Here is a 25281-nt window from a genome sequence, read left to right on the forward strand (position 1 = left end):
GAATCCGTCATGAGTTTTCGCAATATGTCCGCCTGGGCCATCCGTAACCCGGTGTCGCCGCTCGTGCTGTTTATCGCGCTATTGCTGGCGGGCATGGTCAGCTTCATGCGGATGGACGTCAATCAGCAGCCGGACATCAGCTTTCCCGTGGCGCAAGTGATGGTGCTTCAGCCCGGTGCCGCGCCGTCCGAACTCGAAACCCAGGTGACTCAGCGTGTCGAAGCTGCCGTGCGGGGTATCAGCGGCGTCGATGAAATCACTTCCGTCGTGTCGGAAGGACAGTCCATTTCGACAGTCCAGTTCGAGATTGGAACGCCGGTCGATCGCGCCGTTGCTGACGTCAAGAACGCCGTCGACCAGATTCGCAGCGATCTTCCCGAAGGAATATTGGAGCCGCAGGTCACCCGTCTCGATTTTGACGGCACACCGATGGCCTATTTCAGCGCGGAAGCCACCGACATGACGTTGGAGGAATTGTCCTGGTATGTCGACAACACGGTGGCCAAACGGTTGCTGGCGGTGCCTGGCATGGCGGCTGTCACGCGGGGCGGGGGCGTCAGCCGGGAAATCCGCGTCATATTGGATCCGGCAAAGATGCAGTCGCGTGGCATAACGGCCAGCCAGGTCAATCAGCAATTGCAACAGGTGAACGTCAATTCCGCTGGCGGCCGCACTGAAATCGCCGGGGCTGAACAGGCGATCCGCGTACTCGGCAACGCCGCCAGCGCCTATGCCCTGGGACAGACGCAGATCGCCATTCCGGGCGGCCGCACGGTCAAGCTGGCTGACCTGGCTGAAGTCCGCGACATGTATGCCGAACAGCGGTCGCTGGCATTGATGAACGGGCGACAGGTCACCAGCTTCAGCCTTGGAAAGGCGAAGGGCGCGTCGGACGTGACTGTGTTCGAAGAGGCAAAGGTTGTTCTGGACCAGCTGCGCAAGGAAAATCCCAAGGTTCGCTACAAGCAGCTTTTCAGCACTGTCGACTATACCAAGAGCCAATATCATTCGGCGATGGCCGCCATGATCGAAGGTGCGATCCTGGCCGTCGTCGTCGTATTCCTGTTCCTGCGTGATTGGCGAGCGACGATCATCGCCGCCCTCGCCATTCCCCTGTCGGCGATTCCTGCTTTCTGGTTCATGGACATGATGGGCTTCACGCTCAACATGACCTCGCTTCTGGCGCTCAGCCTCGTGGCGGGTGTGTTGGTCGATGATGCGATTGTCGAGATCGAGAATATCGTCCGCCACATGCGCATGGGCAAAACCGCCTATCAGGCCGCGATCGACGCCGCTGACGAAATCGGGCTGGCGGTGCTGGCGACGACGATGGCGATCGTTGCAGTCTTCCTGCCGGTTGGGCTGATGCCTGGCGTGTCGGGTCAGTTCTTCATCCAGTTTGGCATGACCATCGTCGTCGCAGTGCTGCTCAGCCTTGCCGTCGCGCGCCTCATTACTCCCATGGTCGCGGCCTATTTCCTGAAAGCGCACGGCCAGGAAAGCCATGGCGAAGGCTGGCTGATGGACGTCTATATGTCCGTCCTGCGTTGGTCGCTGGATGAACGTCAGGCGATTGCGCATCGGGCACGGGGCGGCCGGGCGCGACTGGGCGCGTGGCTGCGCGATCATCGGATATGGACATTGGGCATGGGCGGGGCTGCGTTTGTTGCGACCCTTTTTGCTTTCGGCACGTTGCCCATGGCTTTTCAGCCGTCAATCGATACCGATTTCAGCCATGTGAAGATCGAAATGGTGCCGGGCAGCACGCTGGAACAGACAACAGGCGTTACCGATAAGATCGCGGATATGCTGGCGGCCGACAATCGGGTGGTTGATTCGGCATTTTCCGACATCTACACCACGGGCGCTGACATTTATCTGACCCTGAAAAAGGACCGGCCCATGTCGTCGGTCGAATGGGAACGAAAAACGGCGCCGAAATTCCAGAAGGTGGCTGACGCCCGCGTCAACTTTCAGTCCCAGTCAGGCGGTGGCTACGGCCGTGACATCATCATCATGTTTGGTGGCGACAAACCTGAATTGCTGGATCAGACGGCAAACCGGCTGGTGGCCGAAATGGCCGGGGTGAAAGAAATCCGCGCGCCTCGTGTGCAGGGCGACATGAGCCGCCCGGAAATCCTTATCAAGCCACGGTTCGACCTTGCTGCCAGCCTGGGTGTCACGACGGCTGCACTCAGCCAGACCATTCGCGTCGCGACAATCGGGGACATCGATCAGAACAGCGCCAAATTCTCCCTGTCGGATCGACAGATCCCGATCCGCGTCGCGGTGGAAGAGGACAGCCGCAGGAGTATCGCAACGATTGAAAATATGCCGGTGCCAACCGTGAACGGTGGGTCCGTCCCGCTAAAGGTCGTCGCCGACATCGAATTCGGAGCGGGGCCGACCCAGATCCGCCGCTACAATCAGGCGCGCCGTATCGTAGTGGGCGCCGATTTCGCACCCGGCATCGTCAGCAGCCAGGCAATGGCCAAAATCAACGCTTTGCCGACGATGAAAGCGGTGGATCAGGGCGCGATCCCTGGCATCCAGAAAATCACCACTGGGGAAACCAAATGGCAGGCGGAGCTGATCAAGAATTTCATCGTCGCCGTCATTTCCGGCATCCTGCTGGTGCTGGCCGTGCTGACGCTGCTGTACAAGCGGCTGATGCCTCCATTCGTCAATCTGGGGTCACTGCTGCTGGCTCCGTTGGGCGGAGCGATAGCACTTCATCTGACCGGCCACCCAATTTCCATGCCGGTGCTGATCGGGCTGCTGATGCTTCTGGGCATCGTCGCCAAAAATTCGATCCTGGTGATCGATTTTGCGCTGGAAGAAATTGAGAAGGGCGTCCCGCGCTTCGATGCGATTGTCGATGCTGGGCATAAGCGGGCGCAGCCGATCGTGATGACGACAGTCGCCATGGTAGCTGGCATGGTGCCCACCGCCCTGTCATTGGGTGGGGACAGCGCCTGGCGCTCCCCCATGGGCATCACGGTGATAGGTGGCTTGCTATTGTCCACCCTGCTGACCCTGGTGATCGTCCCGGCGACCTTCAGTCTGGCGCTGCAGTTTGAAGGATGGATGGGGCCACGCCTCAGCCGCCGCTTGCTGACATATAAGGAAGGCGACGACAGTGCCCACGCAGGCGGTACGCAACCTGCAGAATGACCAGGTTGAATGATTGCGCTGAAAATCGGGTCTTCCCGTGAAAAGAAGTGCTTGCCTGAACGAAACGGCGGCGTAACCGTTGGTCGGCCATGAAGCTGCTTCCCGCATCCCTGCCACCTGTCGGCGGCCCGGCCCACCCGGCTCGGCGGATGCGGATGGTGGCGACGGGCATGCTGCTGGCTATGGCGGCACTGTTCATCGTCGCCCGGTCCACGGTTCACCTTCATCCCGCCATCGGCTTTATTCAGGCGTTCGCTGAAGCCGCAATGGTCGGCGGCCTCGCCGACTGGTTTGCCGTCACCGCGCTTTTTCGCCATCCGCTGGGCCTTCCTATCCCGCATACGGCGATCATCCCGCGCAACAAGGACCGGATCGGCGATACGCTGGCGCTGTTTCTGCGCGATAATTTCCTGACCCCCGCCGTTGTCGCCCGGCGGATGCAGCGGTTGGACGTAGCGGGCGCGGCGGGGCGGTATCTCGCCAGCCCATCGGGCGGCGACGGTCGACTGCGCGAAGGCGCATCGCGGCTCGCCGCCGACATGCTGGAAGCGCTGGACCAGGAACGGCTGGGCGGCATGGTGAAGGGCGCAATCGCACAGCGGCTACGCGTGATGAACCTTGCCCCGCTGATCGGCCAGTCACTGGAGGCGGCAATGCGCGATGGCCGTCATGCGCCGGTCATGGACGGCATCATCCATTGGGCTGACCGCACATTGGAAGCCAACGACCACCTGATCCGCCAGATGGTGCATGAACGGTCCGGCAAGATCTTGCGCTGGACCGGGCTGGACGAAAATGTCGCCAACGCGATCATCGACGGGCTGCGGCGATTGCTGGCCGATATGGCCGATGATCCCGGCCACAGCCTGCGGCTGAAAGCGGAGGAGGGCATGGCGAAGCTGGCCGCCGATCTGCAACATGACCCGGCGATGCAGGCGCGTGTGGCCCGTATCCGCGATGAAATTGTCGACAATCCGGCGATGCAGCGCTGGATCGATGGGTTATGGGAACAGGCGCGATCCGGCCTGCTGCGCGCTGTGCGTGACCCTGGCAAGGCGATGGCGGGACGGCTGGGTGAAGCGTTGCGGCAACTGGGCGGCACGTTGCAGGACGATGCCCGGCTGCGGTTGCTCGTCAACCGTTTCGTGCGTCGGGCCGCAGTGGGCGCGACCGCCGCCTATGGCGATTCGATCGTCACACTGGTCAGCGAAACCGTGCGCGGATGGGACGCCGGGACGATCACCAGCCGTCTGGAAAGCGCGGTAGGCCGCGACCTGCAATATATTCGCGTCAATGGCACATTGGTGGGCGGCCTTGTCGGGTTGGCCATCCATACTGCCGATACGCTGTTTTAGGGCGATCGCGCCTTTCGACGCAATGATATGGACTTCGCCCGCCCTCGCGGGTCAACTCACGCCATCTGGCAAGGCAAGGGACGCTTTCATGAAGATTTTCCTGTTGGGCGCGGCAATATGCGCGCTGACGACCGGCGCTTCCATCGCCCAAGCGGACCCGCAGTCGGCCAAAGCGACCAAACCAACCTATGGCAGCTACGGTTTCGATACGAAGGGCATGGACCCATCGGTCAAGCCGGGCGACGATTTCTATCTCCACGCCAATGGCGGCTGGGCGAAGGCGACGCCGATCCCGCCCGACAAATCCAACTATGGTGCGTTCAACGTGCTGGATGACCTGTCGCGCGAAAGGACGCGCGGCATATTGGAGGCGGCGAGGGCGGATCATTCCAGCAAGATCGGCCTTGCCTATGCAAGCTATCTTGACGCTGCCACGGTTGAAAAGAAGGGGCTGGCGCCGATCAAGCCGTGGATCGCGAAAATCAAGGACATTCGGGACAAGGCGGACTATGCCCAGGTCGCAGCGCAGGCCGCGCGAATGGGGGTTTCAGGGCCTTTCGCCTTCTATGTCGGGCAGGATGACAAGGACCCCGAAAGTTACATATTGAACATGCGCCAGGGTGGCCTGGGTCTTCCCGACCGCGATTTCTACCTTCAATCCGATGACAAGATGGCGGCGATCCGAACCGCCTATGTCGCGCATCTCGAACAGATGCTGACCCTTGCCGGTGAGAGTGATGGTAAAGCGCGTGCCGCCGCACTGATGGCGTTCGAAACTGAATTGGCCAAGGTCCATTGGACCCAGGTCGACAGTCGCGACGCTGACAAGACCTATAACAAGATGACCCTGACCGACCTGCAAAAGGCAGCGCCGGGTTTCGATTTCGCCGCTTATTTTGCCGCCAACCGGCTACAGCCCGCCACTCTGCTCGTCGCGCAACCCAGCGCCGTCACGGGGGAGGCTGCGGCCATCGCGAACGCGCCGATCGGCGTCCTTAAGGATGCGCTGCTGCTGCGTAGCCTGCACGCCTATGCGACCTATCTGCCCGACCGGATCGCGGATGCGGACTTTGCCTTTTACGGCACGGTCCTGTCGGGCACCCCGCAGCGGGAGGAGCGTTGGAAACGCGCCGTCGGCTTCGTCAAGGACAATATGGGCGATGAAGTCGGCCAGGCCTATGTCGCCCGTTATTTCCCCCCGGAAACGAAAGCGGCGATGGATCAACTGGTAAAAAATGTGATCGCCGCCATGGGCCGCCGCATCGACGGACTTGCGTGGATGAGCGACCCCGCCAAGGCACGCGCGCACAAGAAACTGGCCGCCTTCACGCCCAAGATCGGATATCCCAGCAAGTGGCGCGATTATTCCGGGCTGATGATCAGGGCGGATGATCTTTACGGCAATGCGCGACGCGCCAACGCGTATGAGTTCGATTATCAGATGGGTAAGTTGGGCAAACCGATCTACCGCTGGGAATGGCAGATGACGCCGATGGAGATCAACGCTTATGCCGATTTCGGCATGGTGGAAATCGTGTTCCCCGCCGCCATTCTCCAGCCGCCTTTCTTTGATCCCCATGCCGATCCGGCGGTGAATTATGGCGGTATCGGCGCCGTGATCGGGCATGAGTTGAGCCATCATTTCGACGATCAGGGCGCGAAATATGATGAGACCGGAAAACTCAACCAGTGGTGGAGCGATGCCGATGTCGTCGCTTTCAAAGGGCTGACGGACCGGCTGGTAAAGCAATATGACGCCTATGAACCGCTGCCCGGCGCGCATGTGAAGGGCGACTTCACCCTGGGTGAGAATATCGGTGATCTTGCCGGGGTGGCGGTCGCGCTGGACGCTTACCACGCCTCGCTAGGGGGCAGGCCTGCGGCTGTGATCGATGGGACAACGGGCGACCAGCGTTTCTTCCTTGGTTGGGCGCAGGTGTGGCGGCGCAACTATCGTGAACCCAATTTGCGGCAGCGCCTGGTGACTGACCCGCATTCCCCCGCTCAATATCGCGCCGATATCGTCCGCAATTTTGACGAATGGTATGCGGCATTCAAGCCGCAAGCTGGCGAGAAGATGGTCCTGTCGCCACAGGATCGCGTCAAAATCTGGTGACGGGAATCAAGTCTGTTTCCATGCCGCAACGATTCGGCGGCGCGGCGGAATGTGGGCTGGCGAAGACCAGTTGAAATCTCCGGTCTCGCCACCCTCGGAAAGCCACGCTCTGCCGGATCACGCTTTATTCGTCACCATCTCTTTCCCAGCTTGGATGCCGGTAAAGCAAAAAGGAGAAGCATGTTGACGGGTTTCTATTCCCCTAAGTTGTTGAAGGCTGGCCTGGCGTCGGCGGCATTGTTCGCTTCGGCTCCCCTCCTCGCTCAGGAAGCAGCGGCTCCGGCTGCGCCAGCTGCCCCGGCAGCCCCGTCGGCAACCGCGTCGAGCTTTAGTGAAGCCGAAATCAAGCAGTTCGCCGCCGCGGCGGTTGAAGTGACGAAGATTCAATCGGACAGCAGTATCGCTGCCGCCGACAAGCAGCCCAAGATGCTCGCCGCCCTGCAGGCGTCCGGCATGCCGCCTGAAAAGTTCAACGCCATCGGTCAGGCTGCGGCTACCGATCCCGCCTTGCAACAGCGTATTCAGGCCGCAGCCCCGGCCCAGCCCGCGTCACCGGCTGCCCCTGCAAGTCCGGCAGCCCCAGCCCAGCCAGAATAAGCGCGGTTTCGATAGGGGAGGCGCTTGGCCTGTCGCGCTGGCTGTTCTAAGCGTGCGGCCATGACCTCCCCTCTATGGCACCCTTTCACTCAACACGGCCTTGGCGAGCCCATTCCCAAAGTGGTTCGGGCGCAGGGTGCGTTATTGCATCTGGAAGACGGCCGGACCCTGATCGACTGCATATCCAGCTGGTGGGTGACGACCCACGGCCATTGCGATCCCCGTATTGCAGCGGCCATCGGCGCGCAGGCCCAGACGCTCGATCAGTTGATCTTTGCCGCCTACACTCACGATCCTGCCGAAGAAGTGGCGCAAGGCCTGATCGATCTCGCTCCGCGCGCCGATGGCCGCGATCCCTTGTCCCACGTCTTTTTTTCCGACAGCGGATCGACGGCGGTGGAAGTGGCGCTGAAGATGGCGCTGGGCTATTGGCACAATCGCGCTCTTGATGGCCTGTCGGCCCCCCGCCATCATATCCTTGTTCTGGAACATGGCTATCATGGTGACACGATCGGGACGATGTCGATGGGTGAGCGCGGCGTCTACAACGCTGCCTGGACACCGTTGCTGTTCGATGTGGGGACCATAGCCTTTCCGCATCAGGGTCAGGAAGCAAAGACGCTGGCGGCGCTGGACGCCGCCTGCTCTGCCCCGGAAAAGCCCGCCGCCTTCATCGTCGAGCCGCTCATCCTTGGGGCAGGGGGCATGCTCATCTATTCGCCTGCGGTGCTGCGCGAAATGGCGGCGATCTGCGCGCGTCACGACGTTCTTTTCATCGCGGACGAAGTCATGACCGGCTGGGGCCGCACCGGTACGCTGTTCGCGTGCGAGCAGGCCGGGGTCGTGCCCGACATTATGGCCGTGGCGAAGGGGATAACCGGCGGATCGATAGCACTGGCCGCGACGCTGGCGACGCCGCGAATTTTCGACGCGCATCTGTCGACCGATCGCGCACGGCTTTTCTACCATTCGTCCAGCTATACGGCCAACGCCATCGCTTGCGCTGCCGCAGCCGCCAACATTGCCATCTGGCGGGAAGAAGACGTGCTGGGCCGTATCGCAGCATTGTCGCAGGGCCTGGCGCAGCGACTCGCAATTCTGGCGCGGCATCCCGCCTTCGCCAATCCGCGCCAGCTGGGTACGGTGGTCGCGATCGATCTGGTTGCGTCCGACGCTGGCTATCTGTCTGATCTTGCGCCGCGGCTGCGCGCTTTCTTCCTGGATCGCGGTATCTTGCTCAGGCCTTTGGGCAACACCATCTATCTCCTGCCTCCCTATTGCCTCGATTCAGATCAGCTGGATTCGATCTTTGAAGCGCTCGCGCAGGCAGGCGATTTCTTTGCCGGTTCAGCCTGACTTTCAATTTATGCTTTTTGGCGCTATGGCGGCGCGATTTTTCGACTTTCCAGGATATTATGGCAAAAGAAGAACTGCTTGAAATGCGCGGACAGGTTGTGGAGCTTCTCCCCAACGCAATGTTCCGCGTGCGGCTTGAAAATGATCACGAGATCCTCGGCCACACCGCCGGCAAGATGCGCAAGAACCGCATCCGCGTGCTGGTGGGTGACGAAGTGCTCGTGGAACTGACGCCCTACGACCTTACCAAGGGTCGGATCACTTACCGCTTCAAATAGCCGCTTTTCGGATGCGGCTTATCCTTGCTTCGGCTTCTCCCAGACGGTGTGAACTTCTGGGCCAGATCGGCGTGTCGCCTGATGTGGTTGATCCCGCGGATTGCGACGAAACACCCCGGAAAGGCGAGCTGCCGACCTGCTACGCTCAGCGTGTGTCAGCTGAAAAGGCTGCGCTGGTCGCGGCCCGACACCCTGGTGCGCTGGTGCTGGCGGGGGACACGGTCGTGGCTGCCGGTCGGCGTATCCTGCCCAAGGCGGAAACGGAGTCCGACGCGCGTCAGTGTTTGGAACTGCTTTCCGGTCGCCGCCATCGCGTGTTGAGCGCCATCAGCCTGATCGATGGCGATGGAAAGGCACGCCACCGCCTATCGGTCAACATCGTCACCTTCAAGCGGCTGGAGCGTGTCGAAATCGACGCCTACATCGCTGCGGGGGAATGGCGCGGCAAGGCGGGCGGCTATGCGATCCAGGGGCGGGCAGCTGGCCTCATCCGCGCCATTCAGGGCAGCCACAGCGCAATCATGGGGCTTCCCCTTTACGAAACCCGCGCGCTGCTAAAGGCAGCGGGCTATCCATTGGACTGATCTATGGCGCAGTGGCTGTATGAAGAAGGCATCGGCGAATGCCGCGCTGCCAGGATTGAAAAGGGCCGTCTGGTCGAAGCGTTGATCGAGCGCGAAAATGACGCCGCCCGTCCTGGATCGGTGATGCAGGGCAAGCTTGTCCGCACTATCATCCCCAAGCGGCGGGGCATTGCCCGCCTGATCAATGGCGAAGAAGTCCTGGTCGAACCCATCCCGCCCAAAATCGCGGAAGGGGCGAGTGTCTTCATCGAAATCTTGCGCGAAGCAATCCCGGAGGAGGGGCGCGCAAAACTGGCGAAGGGCCGTATCGCCCTGCCCGGAACGAAGGCGCATCCGGCCCCCAGCCTGCTCCAGCGGATACGCGCCACCGGCATCCCCGTCACGCCGTGCCCGGCGCATGAGGAAGACCAGCTGGAAGCGCATGGCTGGAGCGAGTTGATGGAAGAAGCCATGTCGGGCGAAGTGGGGGCAGAAGATGCCGCCCTGCGCATATTCCCGACACCGGCAATGATCCTGATCGACGTGGATGGGTCTCTCCCCCCGGCAAAACTTGGTCCCAAGGGCGCGAAATTGGCGGCGCAGGCGATCCGTCGCATGGGTCTGACGGGATCGATCGGCATCGACCTGCCGACGATGAACAACAAGGATGAGCGCGCCATAGCGTCCGCGCAAATCGACAAATATCTGCCGCTTCCCTTCGAACGCACGGCGGTCAACGGCTTTGGCTTCATTCAGGTCATTCGCCGCCGTGAACGCATGAACCTGATGGAACTGCTGCGCGCCGACCCGGTCGAAACTGCGGCGCTTGGGCTGCTGCGCCGTGCCGAACGGCATGGGCAGGGCGGCGCCGCCGTCATCACCGCTGCCCCGGCGATCATCGACCGGCTGCACAAGGCGAGCGAGTGGATCGAACAGCTCGCCCGTCGTCGTGGAGGCGCAATCAGCTTGAAGGCAGACCCCGGCCTTGGCATATCGGCAGGCCATGTCGCGTAAAGCCTCTACCTGCCCGATCTGCGGCCAGCCTGCCACAGGCGAGGCGCGCCCCTTTTGCGGCAAGGCCTGCCGCGATCGCGATCTTCTGCAGTGGCTGGGTGAGGGCTACAGCGTCCCCGGCGCGCCTGCTGCGGACGAGATGTCAAAAAGCGACGATTATGGGGTGGACAGCACCCCGACTTGATGCCTATAGGCACGCCTCTCGACAGGCCGGAGCCTCTGCCCGGCCACCCTGCCCGGGTAGCTCAGTTGGTAGAGCATGCGACTGAAAATCGCAGTGTCGGCGGTTCGAATCCGTCCCCGGGCACCATTTGTTCTTTTTCTACCATCCAGCAGCATCCAGCCAGGTCCAGAAAATGGCTGAAAACTTGGGTTTTTGACTAACCCATCGTCCCCGCACGTCCCCGGGGGTACACTGGCAGCCACCCCTCGGTGATGGTATTTTGATGGTATTCCGAAAAATACCATCACGGAGATACCATCATGGCGCTCACCGTCACGGCAATAAATGCAGCAAAACCAAGGGATAAGGCCTATAAACTGGCCGATAGTCTGGGGCTGTATCTGCTCGTCGCTCCGTCCGGTGGCCGCCTGTGGCGCATGAATTACCGCTTCCTTGGCCGACAGAAGACCCTCTCCTTCGGGAACTACCCGGACGTGTCTCTCGTAAGGGCCAGGGAGAAGCGGTCGGAAGCCCGGGAGGCGCTGGCCGATGGCCGGGATCCTGCCGAGGTGCGCAAGGAGAAGATCCGCGAGCAGCGGGCCAAGGCGGAGGAAACCTTCCAGGCCATCGCCGATGAATGGTTCGGTCGGCTGGAGCTTGAAGGCAGGGCACCCAAGACCCTCCAGAAGATGCGGTGGCTGCTTGATCTGGCGTACCCGCTCATCGGCAACCGGCCGATCGCGGATATAGCGGCACCGGAACTGCTGGAGGTCCTGCGCAAGGTGGAAGTGCGGGGCCGGTACGAGACAGCGAATCGCCTCCGCAGCACGTTCGGGACGATCTTCCGCTATGCGATCGTCACCGGTCGCGCTCAACGTGACGTTTCGGCAGATCTTCGTGGAGCGTTAATTACCCCCAAAACGCAGCATCGCGCTGCGATACTGGAGCCCAAGGCGTTAGGAGGTCTCCTTCGCGCCGTCGACGCTCATGAGGGCCAGCCCGCGGTTCGAATCGCCCTGAAGATGCTGCCGCACATGTTTCCCCGGCCCGGCGAACTCCGGATGGCCGAATGGAAGGAGTTCGATCTGGAAACAGCGGTCTGGACGATCCCAGCCGAGAAGACGAAAATGCGGCGTCCTCATAAGGTACCTCTCACCGATCAGGTTCTAGCGATGATTGCCGAGCTGGCGCCCATCACTGCCGATGGCAAATTTCTGTTCCCCAGTATCAGGTCTGTCGAACGGCCGATCACGGACAACACCCTGAACGCTGCGCTGCGTCGACTAGGCTTCGGAAAGGAGGAGGTTTCAGCCCACGGGTTCCGCGCCACAGCCAGCACGCTTCTAAATGAGATGGGTAAGTGGCATCCAGATGCTATCGAGCGACAATTGGCCCACGTCGAATCCAACGATGTCCGCCGTGCCTATGCCCGCGGCACCCATTGGGACGAGCGCGTCAAAATGATGCGGCATTGGTCGAATTACCTCGATAGCCTACAGATCGGAGGGACGATCCTGAAGGCAAACTTCAGGCGGAAGTGAGACTACTTCCTGCTACAAATTGCCCCCGCCTGCCTACCACCGCGCCAAGGCGGAGAGGGGAATCATTCCCGGATGAACCGCTGAACGTCGCGTTCCGCTGAAGCCTGCCATTCCCAAGCCGAATTCCGCCACGCATCACTCGCGCCTTCTCTGCCGCTTACCTGCTTGGACGCCGCGCCCATAACCGGACACTCGCTGAAGGCCGTGATCGACCAAGAGGAAAGACCAGGTTTGGGACGAAGCCGCCGTTAGCCGGTGTGACCGCGAACGACAGGTCTTGCCAAAAGCGCACGTCCAAGTGCTGTGGAGGCCCCGGCGCTGATGAAAGCGTGAAGAGACTTCGGGTCCATCCGCCTGAACTATTGGCAGCAATCGTTATTTGCAGTGGAGGTGGGATCGAATCTGACTGGCAGCACGTCAGGTCGGATACCGGGCCTGAAGCTGAGCGAGCGCGGTGTGAACCGAAGTCATCGCGGTGCGGCTGCAAAGCTCGATAGCAATGCCGGTGATCCCGACGTAGCTTGCGCGCACGAACACATCCCGCGGCAAACCCACAGTAAGTCGGACCCCATGTAACCCGCATTCTATAGATCAAGCCTGCATGCGAAAGCGGCTTTTCCGCGATCAAATTGGATATTCATTATCTCCATGCCGAGCCGGGCCGGGCCAAGACCAACAGCCGCTTCCCTGCTGCCGGCTATGCAAACAGGTTAAGAGGCATAGTCAGCAATGCTGAGCGGGAAACCTGCCTCGATGAGATGGCGAGCACCGAAATCCTAAAATCGTGGCTTCAACCTCGACTTAAAACTATGACCCCTGCCTATTTTACACATAACATATCGGGCAGGCTCAGGATGTACGCCCTTGAGCATGTCATCTCACGTCAGTGCGTCAAATTGTTGGAGCGTCGATGTGTTGTTGGCCTGTGGTCGGCTTTGAGACGGGATTGGGTCCATGAAAAGTGGTAGCAAAATGACGACCCGCATCAGCGGTTCCGCAAACCGTAAAAAGAGGTCGATATATCTTTATCGAAAGAGAGTTGAAGGCCCTAATTCTTGCCTCCATGGGGCTGTGAGTTGCCCGAGACGCGGGGCGGCTCAAGCTACGCGAAGCTATGCTTTGGGCGTGGATTCACCGAATATCTGAAGTTCGCTATGCTCGATGCACCGAATATGATGCAAGCATGTCATTTTATTTTCCCCTCCCCCATCAAAACATATGGCAATATAAAATGAAGCCCTGTATATAGTTTTCAGCGAACTTGCCTAAATCCCTATAGGGATGGGCCGGTAATCGGTCGGCAGTCCGAGGTCGATAATGATCGTAAAAAGGGGAGGTATGATGAAATTTCAGGCAAGCAAGATTGCGGTGACGTTGTCGGGCGCGGCGCTATGGGCGCTGGCAACCGCCGCAGCGGCGCAGACGGACAATACAAGCGGAACAGCCGGCGCTGAGGGCCCGGGCGTTTCCGATATTGTGGTCACTGCGACCCGTCGTAGCGAGAATGTCCAAGACATTCCTGTCACGGTAACGGCAATTTCCGGCGCGCAGCTCGAAAATCTACAGATCAAGCAGTTTTCCGATATTCAGATTTTGTCGCCTGGTCTCTCCTTTGAGAATCGCGGTGCTCAGGGCAATGTGACGTCGATGCGCGGTATCAGCAGCACGGTCACGACATCAGCCCCGGCGGCGGTCGTGATCTATTTCAATGAAGTTCCGGTGAACGATTTCGTTGCTTTCCAAAGCATCTACGACGTGGGCCAGATCGAGGTTTTGCGCGGACCGCAGGGCACGTTGCGCGGCGTGGCAGCACCTGTCGGTTCCATCACCATCGGCACGCGTCGACCTGACCTCAACGAAATTGGCGGTACGGTGATCGGAACGGTCACTGATCAGCCGAATTACAACGGCCAATTCGCCGTCAACTTCCCGATCGTCAATGACAAGCTTGCTGTCCGCTTCGCCGGGCTAATGGATCAGAACACGAACGGTTATCTGAAAAACAAGCGTACCGGCGCGGAATCGCGCATTGATACGATGAGCATGCGCGCCTCGCTGCTGTTCAAGCCGATCGAGACGCTGAGCATCTTCGCGTCCTACCAATATCTACATAACGAGTCGGACACGCTGGAGCGCGTGGAAGGTCCGGGCCTCGGATATAACGGACCCGTCATTTCCAGCGGTCGAAAGGATATCGCCGTTCAAGAACGAGCGACCCCGCGCGAATTCACCTCCCACGTCGCGTCGGTTAACGCGCGGCTGGAACTTGGAGATGAAGCGGCGATTAATTATGTTGGCGGATACACGCAGTTCAAGTCGCTGACCCGTTTGCAGGAAGGTGACACGGATGTCGGCAACGCCGTCCTGAATTATTCGGCGCCGCAGCTTTTTTCTGTAGACACCCATTCCTGGAGTCATGAACTGCGCGTGGACTCGTCCGGGCCGGGTCGTTTCCTGGATTATGCGTTCGGCGTTTTCTATCAGAAAGGCTCGCCAGATCAGGTCACGAACGTGGGGGCGAACGGCGGCGCGATTGGCTATGCCAGTCTGAACCCTCCGACCGGTCCTGCAACGTTGCTTGGCAACGACATCCTGCTCCCTGAAACCCGCGTCGAAAAGTCAGCCTTTGCCAGCGCGACCATCCATCTGCCCACACGCACGGACATAACCGTTGGCGCCCGCCGTCTCCAGTTCAAGCGAGACCAGGGCTTTATTCTGACACAGACGACGAACGGTATCCCCAATACGCCGACGCCTTTGTTGAATGAGTCATCCAGCAGAAAATTCAATGAATGGGTATTTGACGCCCGAGTGGTCCAGCATCTCGACGACGACAAGATGGTGTATTTCTCCTACGGTCGTGGTTTCCGTGGTCCCGGCGCCAATCGTGCCGTTCCTATTCCATTGATCGCGGCCTTGCAGACGTTGCCGGCCGAAAAGAGCAATGCCTACGAAGTCGGCTTCAAAGGCGATTTCTTCGATCGTCGGGTGCGGTTCAATTTTGATGTGTTCCAGCAGGATTTCAAAGGCTTCAACGCTGTCGCGGGTGATGTACCTTATTGTCCTTTCTACGCACCGCCACAGGTCATCTGCCAATTTGGGTTGGCGCAGTCTGGCCAGATCGTATTTGGCGGTGATGCCCGTGTTCGTGGATTTGAAGCGGAACTGTCCGCCAATATCAGCGATCGTTGGATGCTTTCTGGTAATGTGAGCTATGCCAATGCGAAGTTCAAAAATGCGCTGGTACCCTATCGACCGGATCTGAACGGCGATGGCATTCCTGACACTAACGCCGAATTCGGTGCCGGTGCGACCGAATCCATCTACTTCGCGCGCTCCAACGGTCCCATTTCGGATGTCCCCAAATGGAATTTCACGGTTCAGTCGGAATATAACCATCCGATCGGAAACGAAGCCCAAGCCTATGTCCGTGGGCTGTTCACGTACAAGGGTAAGCGCGCGGATGTGTCGGGGGCAAACAGCTATGCTGCCGAACCGATTATGAACCTGTATGTGGGCGTTCGGGAATGGATACCGGGCCTCGACATCACGGTATTTGCACGGAACCTCTTCGATACGCGTAAGCGGACTTTCCTCGGGGCGCCGATCAATTTTGGCGAATTGCCTACGGGCTATTCCTCGGTGAATTACACTGCGCCTCGGGAAGTCGGCCTGACCGCTCGCTTCGCCTTCGGCGGCGGCTGATTTCGCTACCAATAAGGAATGGAATAGCGGCTGGATGACGGCCTGATCGCAACACTATCCTCCCTGCCGGGTCCCGTTTGGGCCCGGCATTTTTTTCGCTTCGCAGAGGAAACTTTTTCAGAACCGAGCCGACGAGGAAGCTTTCTATCCCAGAAACCTCAGTCGGCGATCGATCAACATAATGAAAGGAGAGCGTCGTGGCACGTCTGGCAAATAAGATAGCGATCGTTACTGGAGGCGCCCGTGGCATGGGTGAAGCGACGGTGCGTCAGTTCGTTCGGGAGGGCGCCAGGGTCGTGATTGCCGACCTGCTGCCGGATGGCGAGGCGCTGGCCAAAGAACTCGGCGATGCCGCTATTTTCGAACGGGCGGATATATCCCGTGAAGAGGACTGGCAACGCCTCCTATCGGCGAGCGAGAAGGCCTTTGGCACGCCCGACATTCTCGTCAACAATGCTGCCATGCAGCGTTTCCGGTCGATCCTGGAGTGCGATATCGAGGATTTTCGCCAAGTGCTCGACGTCAACCTGATCGGCACCTTTTTAGGCCTCAAAATCGTCGGTGGGGCAATGGTGCGGCAACGGCGCGGATCGATCATCAATATTTCGTCCGTGGACGGCATGCGCGGGGCCAATGGCTATGCTGCTTATTCGACCAGCAAGTGGGGTGTACGCGGCCTGACCAAAGTGGCGGCATTGGAATTCGGGCCGCGCGGTGTCCGAGTGAATTCCGTTCATCCCGGCGGCGTCTACACCGTCATGGGCAATCCGGTGGACACGCCGATCGCCGACATAGACAAGGGGTTCGGCATGGTGCCTGCCCAACGTATCGGGCAGGCGCATGAGATCGCGGCGGCAAGCCTTTTCCTTGCCAGCGACGAAGCCTCCTACATCATGGGGGCGGAGTTGGCGGTCGATGGGGGCTGGGGTGCCGGCTTCTATAATATGATGCTCTCTGGCGCACCGGATGATGTGGAATATGGGTCGCGCACGACGGCGCATGGTACGAACGACTTTCTCGACAACGGGCTGCGCGCCAAGGAAGGTTTAGGAGCATGACCGAACTACAGGCTCTGCTGGACGAACGCGAGATCAGCCGCGCGCTCAGCCGTTTCGCCCGCATTCTTGACGAAAAGCGGTGGGACGACCTGCCCGATGTGTTCGCGACCGATCGGAGCTTCGAATATGGTGGCGGCGAAAAGCAGGGCATGGCTGCGCTCGAAGAGCAAATGCGCCAGTTCCTCGATGTCTGCGGGCCGACCCAACATCTGATAGGCAGCCTGCTGATCGATGTCGATGGCGACCAGGGGACGAGCCGCGCCTATGTGCAGGCCCGCCATCAGCGGCGTGATGATCCAGTGGGCGCGATCTTCGACTCCACCGGTGAATATCGCGATCGTTGGGAACGGCGGCCAGAAGGCTGGCGGATCGTCCGACGTGACGCGATATGGTTCCTCCATTCGGGCGATCCCATGATATTGGCCGTCAAGGATGGTGATCTGGGATGACCGACCCGCAGTCCCTGGCCCCAGATTTTGCGCGACGCTACGGACCGCGCGCACTCATATTGGGCGGTTCGGAGGGTATCGGCCTTGCCTTTGCTGAGCGCCTGGCAGCCGCTGGTCTGGACCTGACACTGATTGCACGATCGGGGGAAAAGCTGGAGGCCGCTGCGAACAGCATCACGGCCAGCCATGCCATTGACGTCCAGACACTTGTGTTGGACCTTACTGGAAGGGATGTTGAAGAACGCGCCGCGGAGATCGTCGCCGCGCAGGATTATGGTCTGGTCATCTACAATGCCGGGGCGACGCACGGGGTTGGTCTGTTTCTGGAACAGCCCGCCGACCGCGCGCTCAATCTCGTCCGGCTGAACTGCGCTACGCCCCTTGCCTTTGCCCATCCGGCATTGTCTGCGATGCGGCGGCGTGGGCGTGGAGGACTGATCCTCATATCCTCCATGTCCGGTATGGCCGGTAGCGGCTATGTCGCCGCTTATGCCGCTTCCAAGTGCTTTGAGATCGTCCTGGCGGAGGGGTTGCATTGGGAAATGGCCCGTGAGGGGGTGGATGTGATGTGCGCCGTCGCAACATTGACCGACACGCCTGCGATGCGGCGATCGGGCATGGTCGAGATCGACGGGCTGGTGCCGATGGAGGCAGATGCGTTTGCCGGCGGCGCACTCGATGCGCTGGGTTCAGCGCCGATATGGTACGCCGTGGGCGAAGCGGCGGCAGATGCGATGCGGGGGAATAGGCGGACTGCAAACACCGCCAACGCTTCGCGCATGTCGGCCCAGCTTTGGGGCATCGACGCCGAGAGGCCTATTCAGGGCTGACCGGACCGTGGCAGCGAGGCAAGCGGTTCGTTATGCGGACCGGCGACTACCGGCCCGCATCACGCGCGCGTTAGAGAGCGTTGCGCCGGGCGATGGCGCCCAGATGGCTGGCGCTCGGCTTGGGCGTACGCTTGAACGTGGTGCGATCGACATCGACCAGGCCGAAGCGCTGCTTGAAGCCTTCATTCCACTCCCAATTGTCGAGCAGGGTCCAGTGGAAATAGCCGCGCACGTCGGCCCCGGCGTCGATGGCAGCCTTCAGGCCGGTGAGCGCGCCATTGATATAGTCGATGCGCCGTGGATCATCGTCGGTAGAGATGCCGTTCTCCGTGACGTAGATTGGCACCTTGACCTGACTGGCGGCGTAGCGAACGATATTGCCGATGGCGGGGGGATAATATTCCCATTTGCTCTTGGTGAATTCGGCGCCCGCATCCGCCTTGCGCGGTCCCTTCGGCCCGATGAGGTAGCGCGTATAGCCCTGCACGCCGAGGAAGTCGCTGCGCCCGGCGGCCGCCAGCCATTGCGAATAGACGTCTTTGCGCTTCTCCGCGACCTTCGCTTCCCCGCCATCGACGGCTTGATCGTCGCCGATCGATACGATCGCGCCGACGGGGAATGTGCCTGGCCCTGCCTTCATCGCTGCCATGGAAAGTTCATGGGCCTTGATCATCGCGGGCACGGCCACGGCGGGATCGCTGAACAGAAAGGACGAAAATTCGTCGCTGCCAACCTTCTTGGCGGCAAGCTTCATCAGTGGCGCAGACATCGATGCCATGTCCATGGGCTGGCCCGTGGCGCTCATCATGTCGGGCGACCATTTGACCACCAACGGCGCATTAGGCTCGTTAAAAGGTACGGCCATGCCGATCAGGTCGCCCATATGCTTGCCCACGCGCTCGGCATAACGTGCGAACAGGTCTGGCGCATCTGGCTTGTTCCATGCTCCCCTGGCGGCGAACCAGCGTGGCGCGGAGAAATGGTTGAGCGTGACGTTGGAGACAATGCCTGCATCACGGCAGGCGGCGATGCAACGCCGATAATGGTCGAGTTCGGCCAGCGAGAAATGCCCTTCCTCCGGTTCGACCCGCGACCATTCGATCGAGAAGCGGTAGGCGTTGAGGCCAAGCGCTTTGAGGATCGCCACATCCTCGTTCCAGCGGTGATAGCTGTCACAGGCGTCACCCGACCTTTCGGCGAACGGTGACGGTTTCATGTTTTCGACGACCCACAGGTCCGCCGCGACATTATTGCCCTCGGTCTGATAGCCGGCGCTGGACGCGCCCCACAAAAAACCTTCCGGGAATTGGTCGCCCGCTTTTGACCCACGCGGCGCCGCACTGGCGCTATTAGCCGCGACCAGACCTGCAGCCGTGGCGCTTGCGCCAACCAGGAGACGCCGCCGATTCAATTCCTGCCCCAGATTCATGTTTTTCTCCTAATATTTGCCTGTGTCAGCATAAAACTGATCATTCATTGATATCTTTCTCGACTCTGCGATCGCAGCGCGTGTTTCTGCCGCGCGACCTCGCCAGCGATCAATTTGGCAATTCAACGTCTGGGTCCGGTCGGTTTTCGAGGCAGGTGGCGCGATTATCGTGATTGACCTTATAGCCAAGAAAATAATATCATATTGTCATTATTGGCAAGGCGCTATCCCTTAAATGCGGGCCGGGGCGATCTGCTGTCGGGGAGGAAATTTATGAAACGCATCTGCAAGTCGCTGCTGCTCGCCGGAGCGGCATTCACCGCTTCATCGGCCATGTCCCAAGATGCTCTCCTCACCGGCTTTCGCGATCCGCCGGCACAGGTTCGCCCGCGTGTGTGGTGGCACTGGTTGAACGGTGCTATCTCCGAAGAGGGCATCAAGCGCGATCTCGACTGGATGAAGCAGTCGGGGATTGGCGGCGTGCAGATCTTTTACGGTGGCATGCCGAACAATAATGGCATCGTCACGCCGCCCGTCCGGTACATGTCTCCCGAATGGAAGAATGCCATGCGGGGTGCGGTTCGGCAGGCTACGGATCAGGATATGGAGGTATCCGTCCCGACCTCAGCGGGGTGGAGCGAAACCGGTGCGCCGTTCGTCAAACCGGCAGATGGTATGAAGAAATTCGTCTGGAGCGAGACCGATATGGCTGGCGGGCGAAGGTTCCTCGGCGCTCTGCCTCGTCCATCCGACGTTCCCGGTCCTATCGGCTCGGTGGATTTTGGCGAAAACATCCTGTTGAACGGCGAGGTCGGTCCCACCCCGCCGCGCCTCTATGTGGACAGCCGCGTTTTTGCCTATCGGGTGCCTGCGGGCGAGAATAGGATGCCGCTGCCAAAGGTCACGACCGCGCAGGGCGCGGTTGCGGTAGCCGCCCTGTTCGATGGCCAGCCGGTCAAGGCGATCGACATCGACCGTCCGACCAAGGCCAAGCCGGCATGGATTCGCTTCGACTATCCTTCGCCCGTCACGGTCAGGTCCCTGACGATCGTTCTGGCCGGTAAGAAGCCGGAGATTGCCGTCTCGACCCAATTGCCCGCGCAGCTTGAGGCCAGCGACGACGGCGTCACTTTCCGCAAAGTCGCCGATATAGTCGCGGGCGCTTTTACCCAGAATACGAACAGCTTCACCCCTGTTACCGGCCGTATCTTTCGCGTGGTCTTCAACGCGCCTCCGGGTGGCTTCCCCGCAATCGACATGGCACCGGGCGCGCTTTTCATGCCGGGGCTGCCAATGGGCGCCCCATCGCCCAAGCTGACGATTTCCGAGATGGCGCTTGGCGCAGAAGCGCGGATTGATCGTTTCGAGGAAAAGGCAGGTTTTGCTTCGGTGGCGGACTATTATGCGGTGCCGACACCCGATGTGGCGCCGAAACTTGTCATTAAGAAAGCCGACATCCTGGATCTGACAGGCCGAATGCATGCCGATGGCACGCTGGACTGGACGCCGCCGCAGGGCCGTTGGCGCGTGGTACGCCTCGGCTATTCGCTGACCGGGCATATGAATAGCCCAACCACTGCCGAGGCCACGGGCCTGGAGGTCGACAAACTCAGTGCGCCGCGCGTGCGCAGCTATATGAACCAGTATCTGGATGAATATCGTTCTGTGTTAGGCGCGGACCTGTTCGGCAAACGCGGCCTGCAAGCGACCGTGAACGACAGCATCGAGTCCGGCTACCAGAACTGGACGGATGACATATTGGAGCAGTTCGCAAAGCGGCGCGGCTATGACGCGGCGGCTTGGCTGCCGGTGCTGACCGGGCGGGTAGTCGAAAGCGCGGCAGCCAGTGACGCGTTCCTTTATGATTTCCGCCGGACGCTCATGGATCTGCTCGCCGAAGCGCATTATGGCACGATCGCAGGTGTCGTGAAGGAACGTGGCCTCATTGCTTATGGCGAGGCGCTGGAGGCGGGCAACCGGCCGTCATTGGGAGACGATCTCGCCATGCGCGCGCACGCCGATATTCCGATGGGCGCGATGTGGATGTTCCGGGCCGACAAGGAGCCGAACCCCGCCCATGTCGCCGATATCAAGGGCGCTGCGTCGGCCGCACATCTTTACGGACGTCCGCATGTCGGCGCGGAATCCCTGTCGTCCATGTTCCAATATTGGTCCTACAGCCCACGCGATCTCAAGCATGTCGCTGATACCGAATTCGCGCTGGGGGTGAATCTCCTGTCGATCCACAGTTCGGTGCATCAGCCGCTGATCGACAAGGCACCGGGCATAACCCTCTGGATCTTCGGCCAGCAGTTCAACCGTCATGAAAGCTGGGCAGGGCAGGCTCGTCCCTGGGTCGACTATCTCGCCCGTACCTCCTGGATGCTGTCGCAAGGGCGCTATGGCGCGGATGTCGCCTATTTCTACGGCGAGGAAGCGCCCATCGTGACGCTGGCGGAGCAGGGCAAGCTGCAGAGCCTCCCGGTCCATTATGGCTATGACTTCGTGAACGCAGATGCGCTCCAGTCGCTGACGTCGGTGCAAGACGGCGCAATCGTGACGCCTTCGGGCATGCGCTATCGCCTGCTGCAACTGGGCGGATCATCACAGCGCATGACCCTGCCGACACTGCGTCGCATCGCGGAACTGGCAGAAGCGGGCGCGACGATCCTGGGCGACAAGCCGTTGTCCTCGCCCAGCCTGGCCGACGACCCCGTAGCCTTCAAGGCGCTGGCGGATCGACTTTGGGCAGGATCAGGAGATACGCCCGTCGGCGCAGGTCGGGTAATGGCGGGTATATCGGCGGAAACGGCGCTGGCCCGAATCGGCGTCGCTCCAGATCAGGAAGTGTTGGGCGTCGCGAATACGTCCGTTCGTTTTCTGCATCGCATATTGGATGACGGCGACCTCTGGTTCGTTGCCAATCCCAAAGCCGGGGCCTTCGCGGCTGATGTCGCCTTTCGGGTGACGGGACGGGAGCCTGAATTGTGGGATGCCGATACCGGAACGAGCCGTCCGCTCTCCTATCGCGTCGAGCAGGGACGCACGATCGTGCCCATAAAACTGGACGGCAGCGGATCGGCGCTGGTCCTGTTCCGCAAGCCCACGACTATCCTGTCTCGCACTGTAGCACCGCCGGTAGAACGCGTGCTGGCACCGGTAGAGGGTGACTGGTCCGTGTCGTTCCAGCCGGATCGCGGCGCGCCTGCTGGCGCTGTCCCCATGTCCACTGGATCATGGACGCAGAGCGACGATCCGGGCATTCGGTATTTTTCGGGCGTCGCGACTTATGCCAAGACGATCCGCGCCCCGCGCGCGGGGCGGGGCAGCCGGATACTTTTGTCCCTTGGTGAGGTCAATGACGTCGCCGAAGTGTGGGTGAATGGCCGCAACATCCGCACTGTCTGGAAGGCGCCTTACCGTGTCGATGTCACTGACGCATTGAAAGCCGGCAACAATATGATCGAGGTAAAGGTTGCCAATCGGTGGGTCAATCGCCTGATCGGTGATGCCCAACCTGGTGCGACGAAGGTCGGTTGGACCGTGACGCCAACATACTCCCCGCGCGCGCCGCTGCTATCCTCAGGCCTGATCGGACCTGTTTCGTTGATCGAGGCAAGCGATAAATAGGTCGCTGCACCATGGGCAATGACTTGGTATTGCCCATGGTGCAATCGTCAGGAGCGCCCTGTCAGCCCGCATCCACACGCAGGCGGGACAGCCGGATTTCAGCGATGCGCCATGCGCCGTCAATACGGACATAACGTTCGTGATAGTGGCCATAGCCGTGCAACCATTTGAACGGCAGTTCCGAGCCTTCCTGCACCCAAAGCTTGTCTTCCATCGCCCAGATGCCTGTAGCGCTGTCAGGGGTCTCGATTATGATCTCGGGCATATGGCCGTGATGGACGGTTTGGATATGCTGCAATATGGGTGCGAGCTTAGACACATAGGCGGCGGCGCCATGCGTCAGCAGACTTTCATCCCGATGGTTGGTCGAATCCCGAAAATCTGCGATCAGATCGGGTGCGAAAGTTGCCTCCAGCCCCGCCCAATCCTTATTGTCCATGGTCCGGAAATAGCGCGCCTTGAGCGCGTGAATCTCAAAAATAGCGGCGATCTTCTCTGCATCTGTCATGATGGGTATGCCTTTTGTCAGGACTGGAATTACCATGTCACCTTGTTAGCCGTCTCGATGGCGGCGTCCACGTCTGCGGTGAGCAGGACACCCCGCTTTTCCGCATCGCGCGCCGACTTCGCGAAACGCTGATGATAGACTTCGGGCGTGCCGTAGAGTTGTTTCAGCCGCTCGGTCGTGAAGGGGAAGGTGCGTCCAGAACCGCCGAAACAATCGCCGCGCCAGTCATAACGCGCAACCGGAACATCGACCCAAGGTGTGCGCAGGCCCCCCTTCACGTTGCCGTTGGCGTCGAAAAAGTCTGCCGGTTCGAGCGCGAATGTCTTTGGTCCCGTAAAGGCGGGTAGCTGCGCGAAGCTTGGGGCGGCCTTGCCGGTCCTGATCCATTTGTCGATCGCGACGATTGCAGCGCCGGACACATATTGCACCGGCAGGTTGTTGGCGAAGTCGGGCGGACAAGTGGCGGTTGCCATGCCGAAATCCCGTTGACTGGCCGCGGCGACGCGAATGGCATAAGGGCCGGTCGTATGGGTACTGCCTGCAGGTGCCCAGAAACGCAGCATCTTGCCCTCCGGTCGCGCCCCCCGCTCGGCAGATGCTGTAGTGGTATTGAGAACGATGACCGGCACCGCAACGTCGGTCCTCACGACCGGCGGCGGCGTCGCGACGCCCGAGAGCTTCAGATGCGCACCCGTGTGCAGGTCCTGGAGAAAGAAGCCATCGAACACTTTGGCGGTGGGCTGGACGGCATTTATGTAGATCGCCAACCGTTCGCCCGCGACGGTGTTCCCGGCGGCCATGATCCGCTGCACCTTCAGCCCCGCGAACGGGTCTGCGCCCCCCTCAAATGTCTGCGTCTTGAGGGCCCGTGCGACCTGCGTCAGTATGTCGTAGGACATGTCGGTCGACGGCACCGACAGGGTGCCGTAACGCGCCGCGTCCCACCGTGCGAGCGTCGTCACCATCGGGAAGGTCCGACCCGCATAGGTAATCGAAGTCGGCTGATTGGCGTCGTCAATCCCCTCATGATGCATGGAGATGCCGACCCAGCCGAAGCCGCTGCGAAGAAGGGTTTCCGCATTCCACCGGTAATTGGTGTCGCGTTCGGTGCCGAAATATTCCTGCATATATTCGACGACGATGGTGCCATTGAACTTGGCGGCGGGCGGCCTGCGCACCAGAATGCGGGTCTTGTAGGATAGATCGTCCCCCGGGGTGACCTGCCAGCGGCCGTTATTGCTCAGCACAGGCGTGGTTGGCTTGAAAGGATGCGCCATGCCCGACACGAAATACTCCGCCTCGGTATAGCCATAAGGTGCCAGATCGACGATCGACTGGGCATAAGGGAAGCCCTTCGTCCCGCCTGTCACCGGCCCCTCAATCGTCACTTGCCGGGCAGCTTGCGCCGGATCGGTCTGTTGCGTGGGCGCGGACATGGCGCTCGAGCCATAGGCTATGGCAGTCACGGAAATGGTAGCGGCAAGCCACGCTGTCTTGAATGTCATATGCTTCTCT

Annotated in this window: 18 protein-coding genes and 1 tRNA gene; 16 read left to right on the forward strand and 3 right to left on the reverse strand. The window is 60.4% G+C overall.

Features of this window, described 5'->3' with window-relative positions; translation table 11 throughout:
* Positions 1-9 precede the first annotated feature (9 nt).
* The 15 genes from ACI3KQ_RS13585 to ACI3KQ_RS13655 all read left to right on the forward strand — a co-directional run bounded on the left by ACI3KQ_RS13585 (position 10) and on the right by ACI3KQ_RS13655 (position 18199).
* Entirely contained in the window at positions 10-3174 is a 3165-nt protein-coding gene (locus ACI3KQ_RS13585; RefSeq protein WP_404958461.1) for an efflux RND transporter permease subunit, read from the forward strand.
* Positions 3175-3263: 89 nt separating this feature from the next.
* Positions 3264-4529 carry a DUF445 domain-containing protein gene (locus tag ACI3KQ_RS13590; protein WP_404958463.1) on the forward strand — a complete coding sequence of 422 codons (1266 nt, stop codon included), beginning with the start codon at positions 3264-3266 and terminating at the stop codon, positions 4527-4529.
* An 88-nt stretch (positions 4530-4617) separates the two neighbouring features.
* Positions 4618-6645, forward strand: a complete 2028-nt coding sequence (locus ACI3KQ_RS13595; RefSeq protein ID WP_404958465.1) for a M13 family metallopeptidase — start codon at positions 4618-4620, stop codon at positions 6643-6645.
* A 180-nt stretch (positions 6646-6825) separates the two neighbouring features.
* Positions 6826-7242, forward strand: a complete 417-nt coding sequence (locus ACI3KQ_RS13600) for a DUF4168 domain-containing protein (protein WP_404958467.1) — start codon at positions 6826-6828, stop codon at positions 7240-7242.
* 60 nt (positions 7243-7302) lie between these two features.
* Positions 7303-8598 (forward strand): adenosylmethionine--8-amino-7-oxononanoate transaminase, encoded by a 1296-nt coding sequence (locus tag ACI3KQ_RS13605; RefSeq protein ID WP_404958469.1) that lies wholly within the window; start codon positions 7303-7305, stop codon positions 8596-8598.
* A gap of 59 nt (positions 8599-8657) precedes the next feature.
* On the forward strand, positions 8658-8876 hold the full coding sequence (gene infA, locus ACI3KQ_RS13610) for a translation initiation factor IF-1 (protein WP_003049127.1): 219 nt from the start codon (positions 8658-8660) through the stop codon (positions 8874-8876).
* Positions 8877-8887: 11 nt separating this feature from the next.
* Positions 8888-9460, forward strand: coding sequence for a Maf family protein (locus ACI3KQ_RS13615; protein WP_404958474.1), 573 nt, complete (start codon positions 8888-8890; stop codon positions 9458-9460).
* 3 nt (positions 9461-9463) lie between these two features.
* The gene (locus ACI3KQ_RS13620; RefSeq protein ID WP_404958476.1) at positions 9464-10453 is read left to right on the forward strand and encodes a ribonuclease; all 990 of its coding nucleotides are present in this window, start codon (positions 9464-9466) and stop codon (positions 10451-10453) included.
* A complete protein-coding gene (gene yacG / locus ACI3KQ_RS13625; protein ID WP_404958478.1) occupies positions 10443-10637 on the forward strand; it encodes a DNA gyrase inhibitor YacG in 195 nt (64 codons plus the stop codon). The genes ACI3KQ_RS13620 and yacG overlap by 11 nt, the downstream gene beginning before the upstream one ends.
* A gap of 50 nt (positions 10638-10687) precedes the next feature.
* A tRNA-Phe gene (locus ACI3KQ_RS13630) sits at positions 10688-10763 on the forward strand.
* A 173-nt stretch (positions 10764-10936) separates the two neighbouring features.
* A complete protein-coding gene (locus ACI3KQ_RS13635; RefSeq protein ID WP_404958480.1) occupies positions 10937-12157 on the forward strand; it encodes a tyrosine-type recombinase/integrase in 1221 nt (406 codons plus the stop codon).
* 1338 nt (positions 12158-13495) lie between these two features.
* On the forward strand, positions 13496-15862 hold the full coding sequence (locus tag ACI3KQ_RS13640; RefSeq protein WP_404958482.1) for a TonB-dependent receptor: 2367 nt from the start codon (positions 13496-13498) through the stop codon (positions 15860-15862).
* 197 nt (positions 15863-16059) lie between these two features.
* The gene (locus tag ACI3KQ_RS13645; RefSeq protein WP_404958484.1) at positions 16060-16920 is read left to right on the forward strand and encodes an SDR family NAD(P)-dependent oxidoreductase; all 861 of its coding nucleotides are present in this window, start codon (positions 16060-16062) and stop codon (positions 16918-16920) included.
* A complete protein-coding gene (locus tag ACI3KQ_RS13650) occupies positions 16917-17369 on the forward strand; it encodes a nuclear transport factor 2 family protein (protein ID WP_404958486.1) in 453 nt (150 codons plus the stop codon). Before ACI3KQ_RS13645 ends, ACI3KQ_RS13650 begins: the two co-directional genes overlap by 4 nt.
* Positions 17366-18199 carry an SDR family NAD(P)-dependent oxidoreductase gene (locus ACI3KQ_RS13655; protein WP_404958488.1) on the forward strand — a complete coding sequence of 278 codons (834 nt, stop codon included), beginning with the start codon at positions 17366-17368 and terminating at the stop codon, positions 18197-18199. The genes ACI3KQ_RS13650 and ACI3KQ_RS13655 overlap by 4 nt, the downstream gene beginning before the upstream one ends.
* Before the next feature lie 70 nt (positions 18200-18269).
* On the opposite strand, the gene ACI3KQ_RS13660 is transcribed toward ACI3KQ_RS13655, so the two are convergent.
* On the reverse strand, positions 18270-19628 hold the full coding sequence (locus ACI3KQ_RS13660) for a glycoside hydrolase family 1 protein (protein ID WP_404958490.1): 1359 nt from the start codon (positions 19626-19628) through the stop codon (positions 18270-18272).
* Between the two features lie 273 nt (positions 19629-19901).
* Here ACI3KQ_RS13660 and ACI3KQ_RS13665 point away from each other — a divergent pair, with 273 nt between their 5' ends.
* On the forward strand, positions 19902-23258 hold the full coding sequence (locus ACI3KQ_RS13665) for a glycosyl hydrolase (RefSeq protein ID WP_404958492.1): 3357 nt from the start codon (positions 19902-19904) through the stop codon (positions 23256-23258).
* Positions 23259-23319: 61 nt separating this feature from the next.
* Here the strand turns inward: ACI3KQ_RS13665 and ACI3KQ_RS13670 are convergent, their stop codons facing one another.
* Both ACI3KQ_RS13670 and ACI3KQ_RS13675 read right to left on the reverse strand, forming a co-directional pair.
* On the reverse strand, positions 23320-23766 hold the full coding sequence (locus ACI3KQ_RS13670) for a nuclear transport factor 2 family protein (protein WP_404958494.1): 447 nt from the start codon (positions 23764-23766) through the stop codon (positions 23320-23322).
* A gap of 29 nt (positions 23767-23795) precedes the next feature.
* Complete coding sequence (locus ACI3KQ_RS13675) at positions 23796-25271, reverse strand: alpha/beta hydrolase domain-containing protein (RefSeq protein WP_404958496.1); 1476 nt, start codon at positions 25269-25271, stop codon at positions 23796-23798.
* Positions 25272-25281: the final 10 nt, after the last annotated feature.

Origin of the sequence: Sphingobium sp. ZW T5_29 (assembly GCF_044987515.1) — a bacterium.
Taxonomy (GTDB): Bacteria; Pseudomonadota; Alphaproteobacteria; order Sphingomonadales; family Sphingomonadaceae; genus Sphingobium.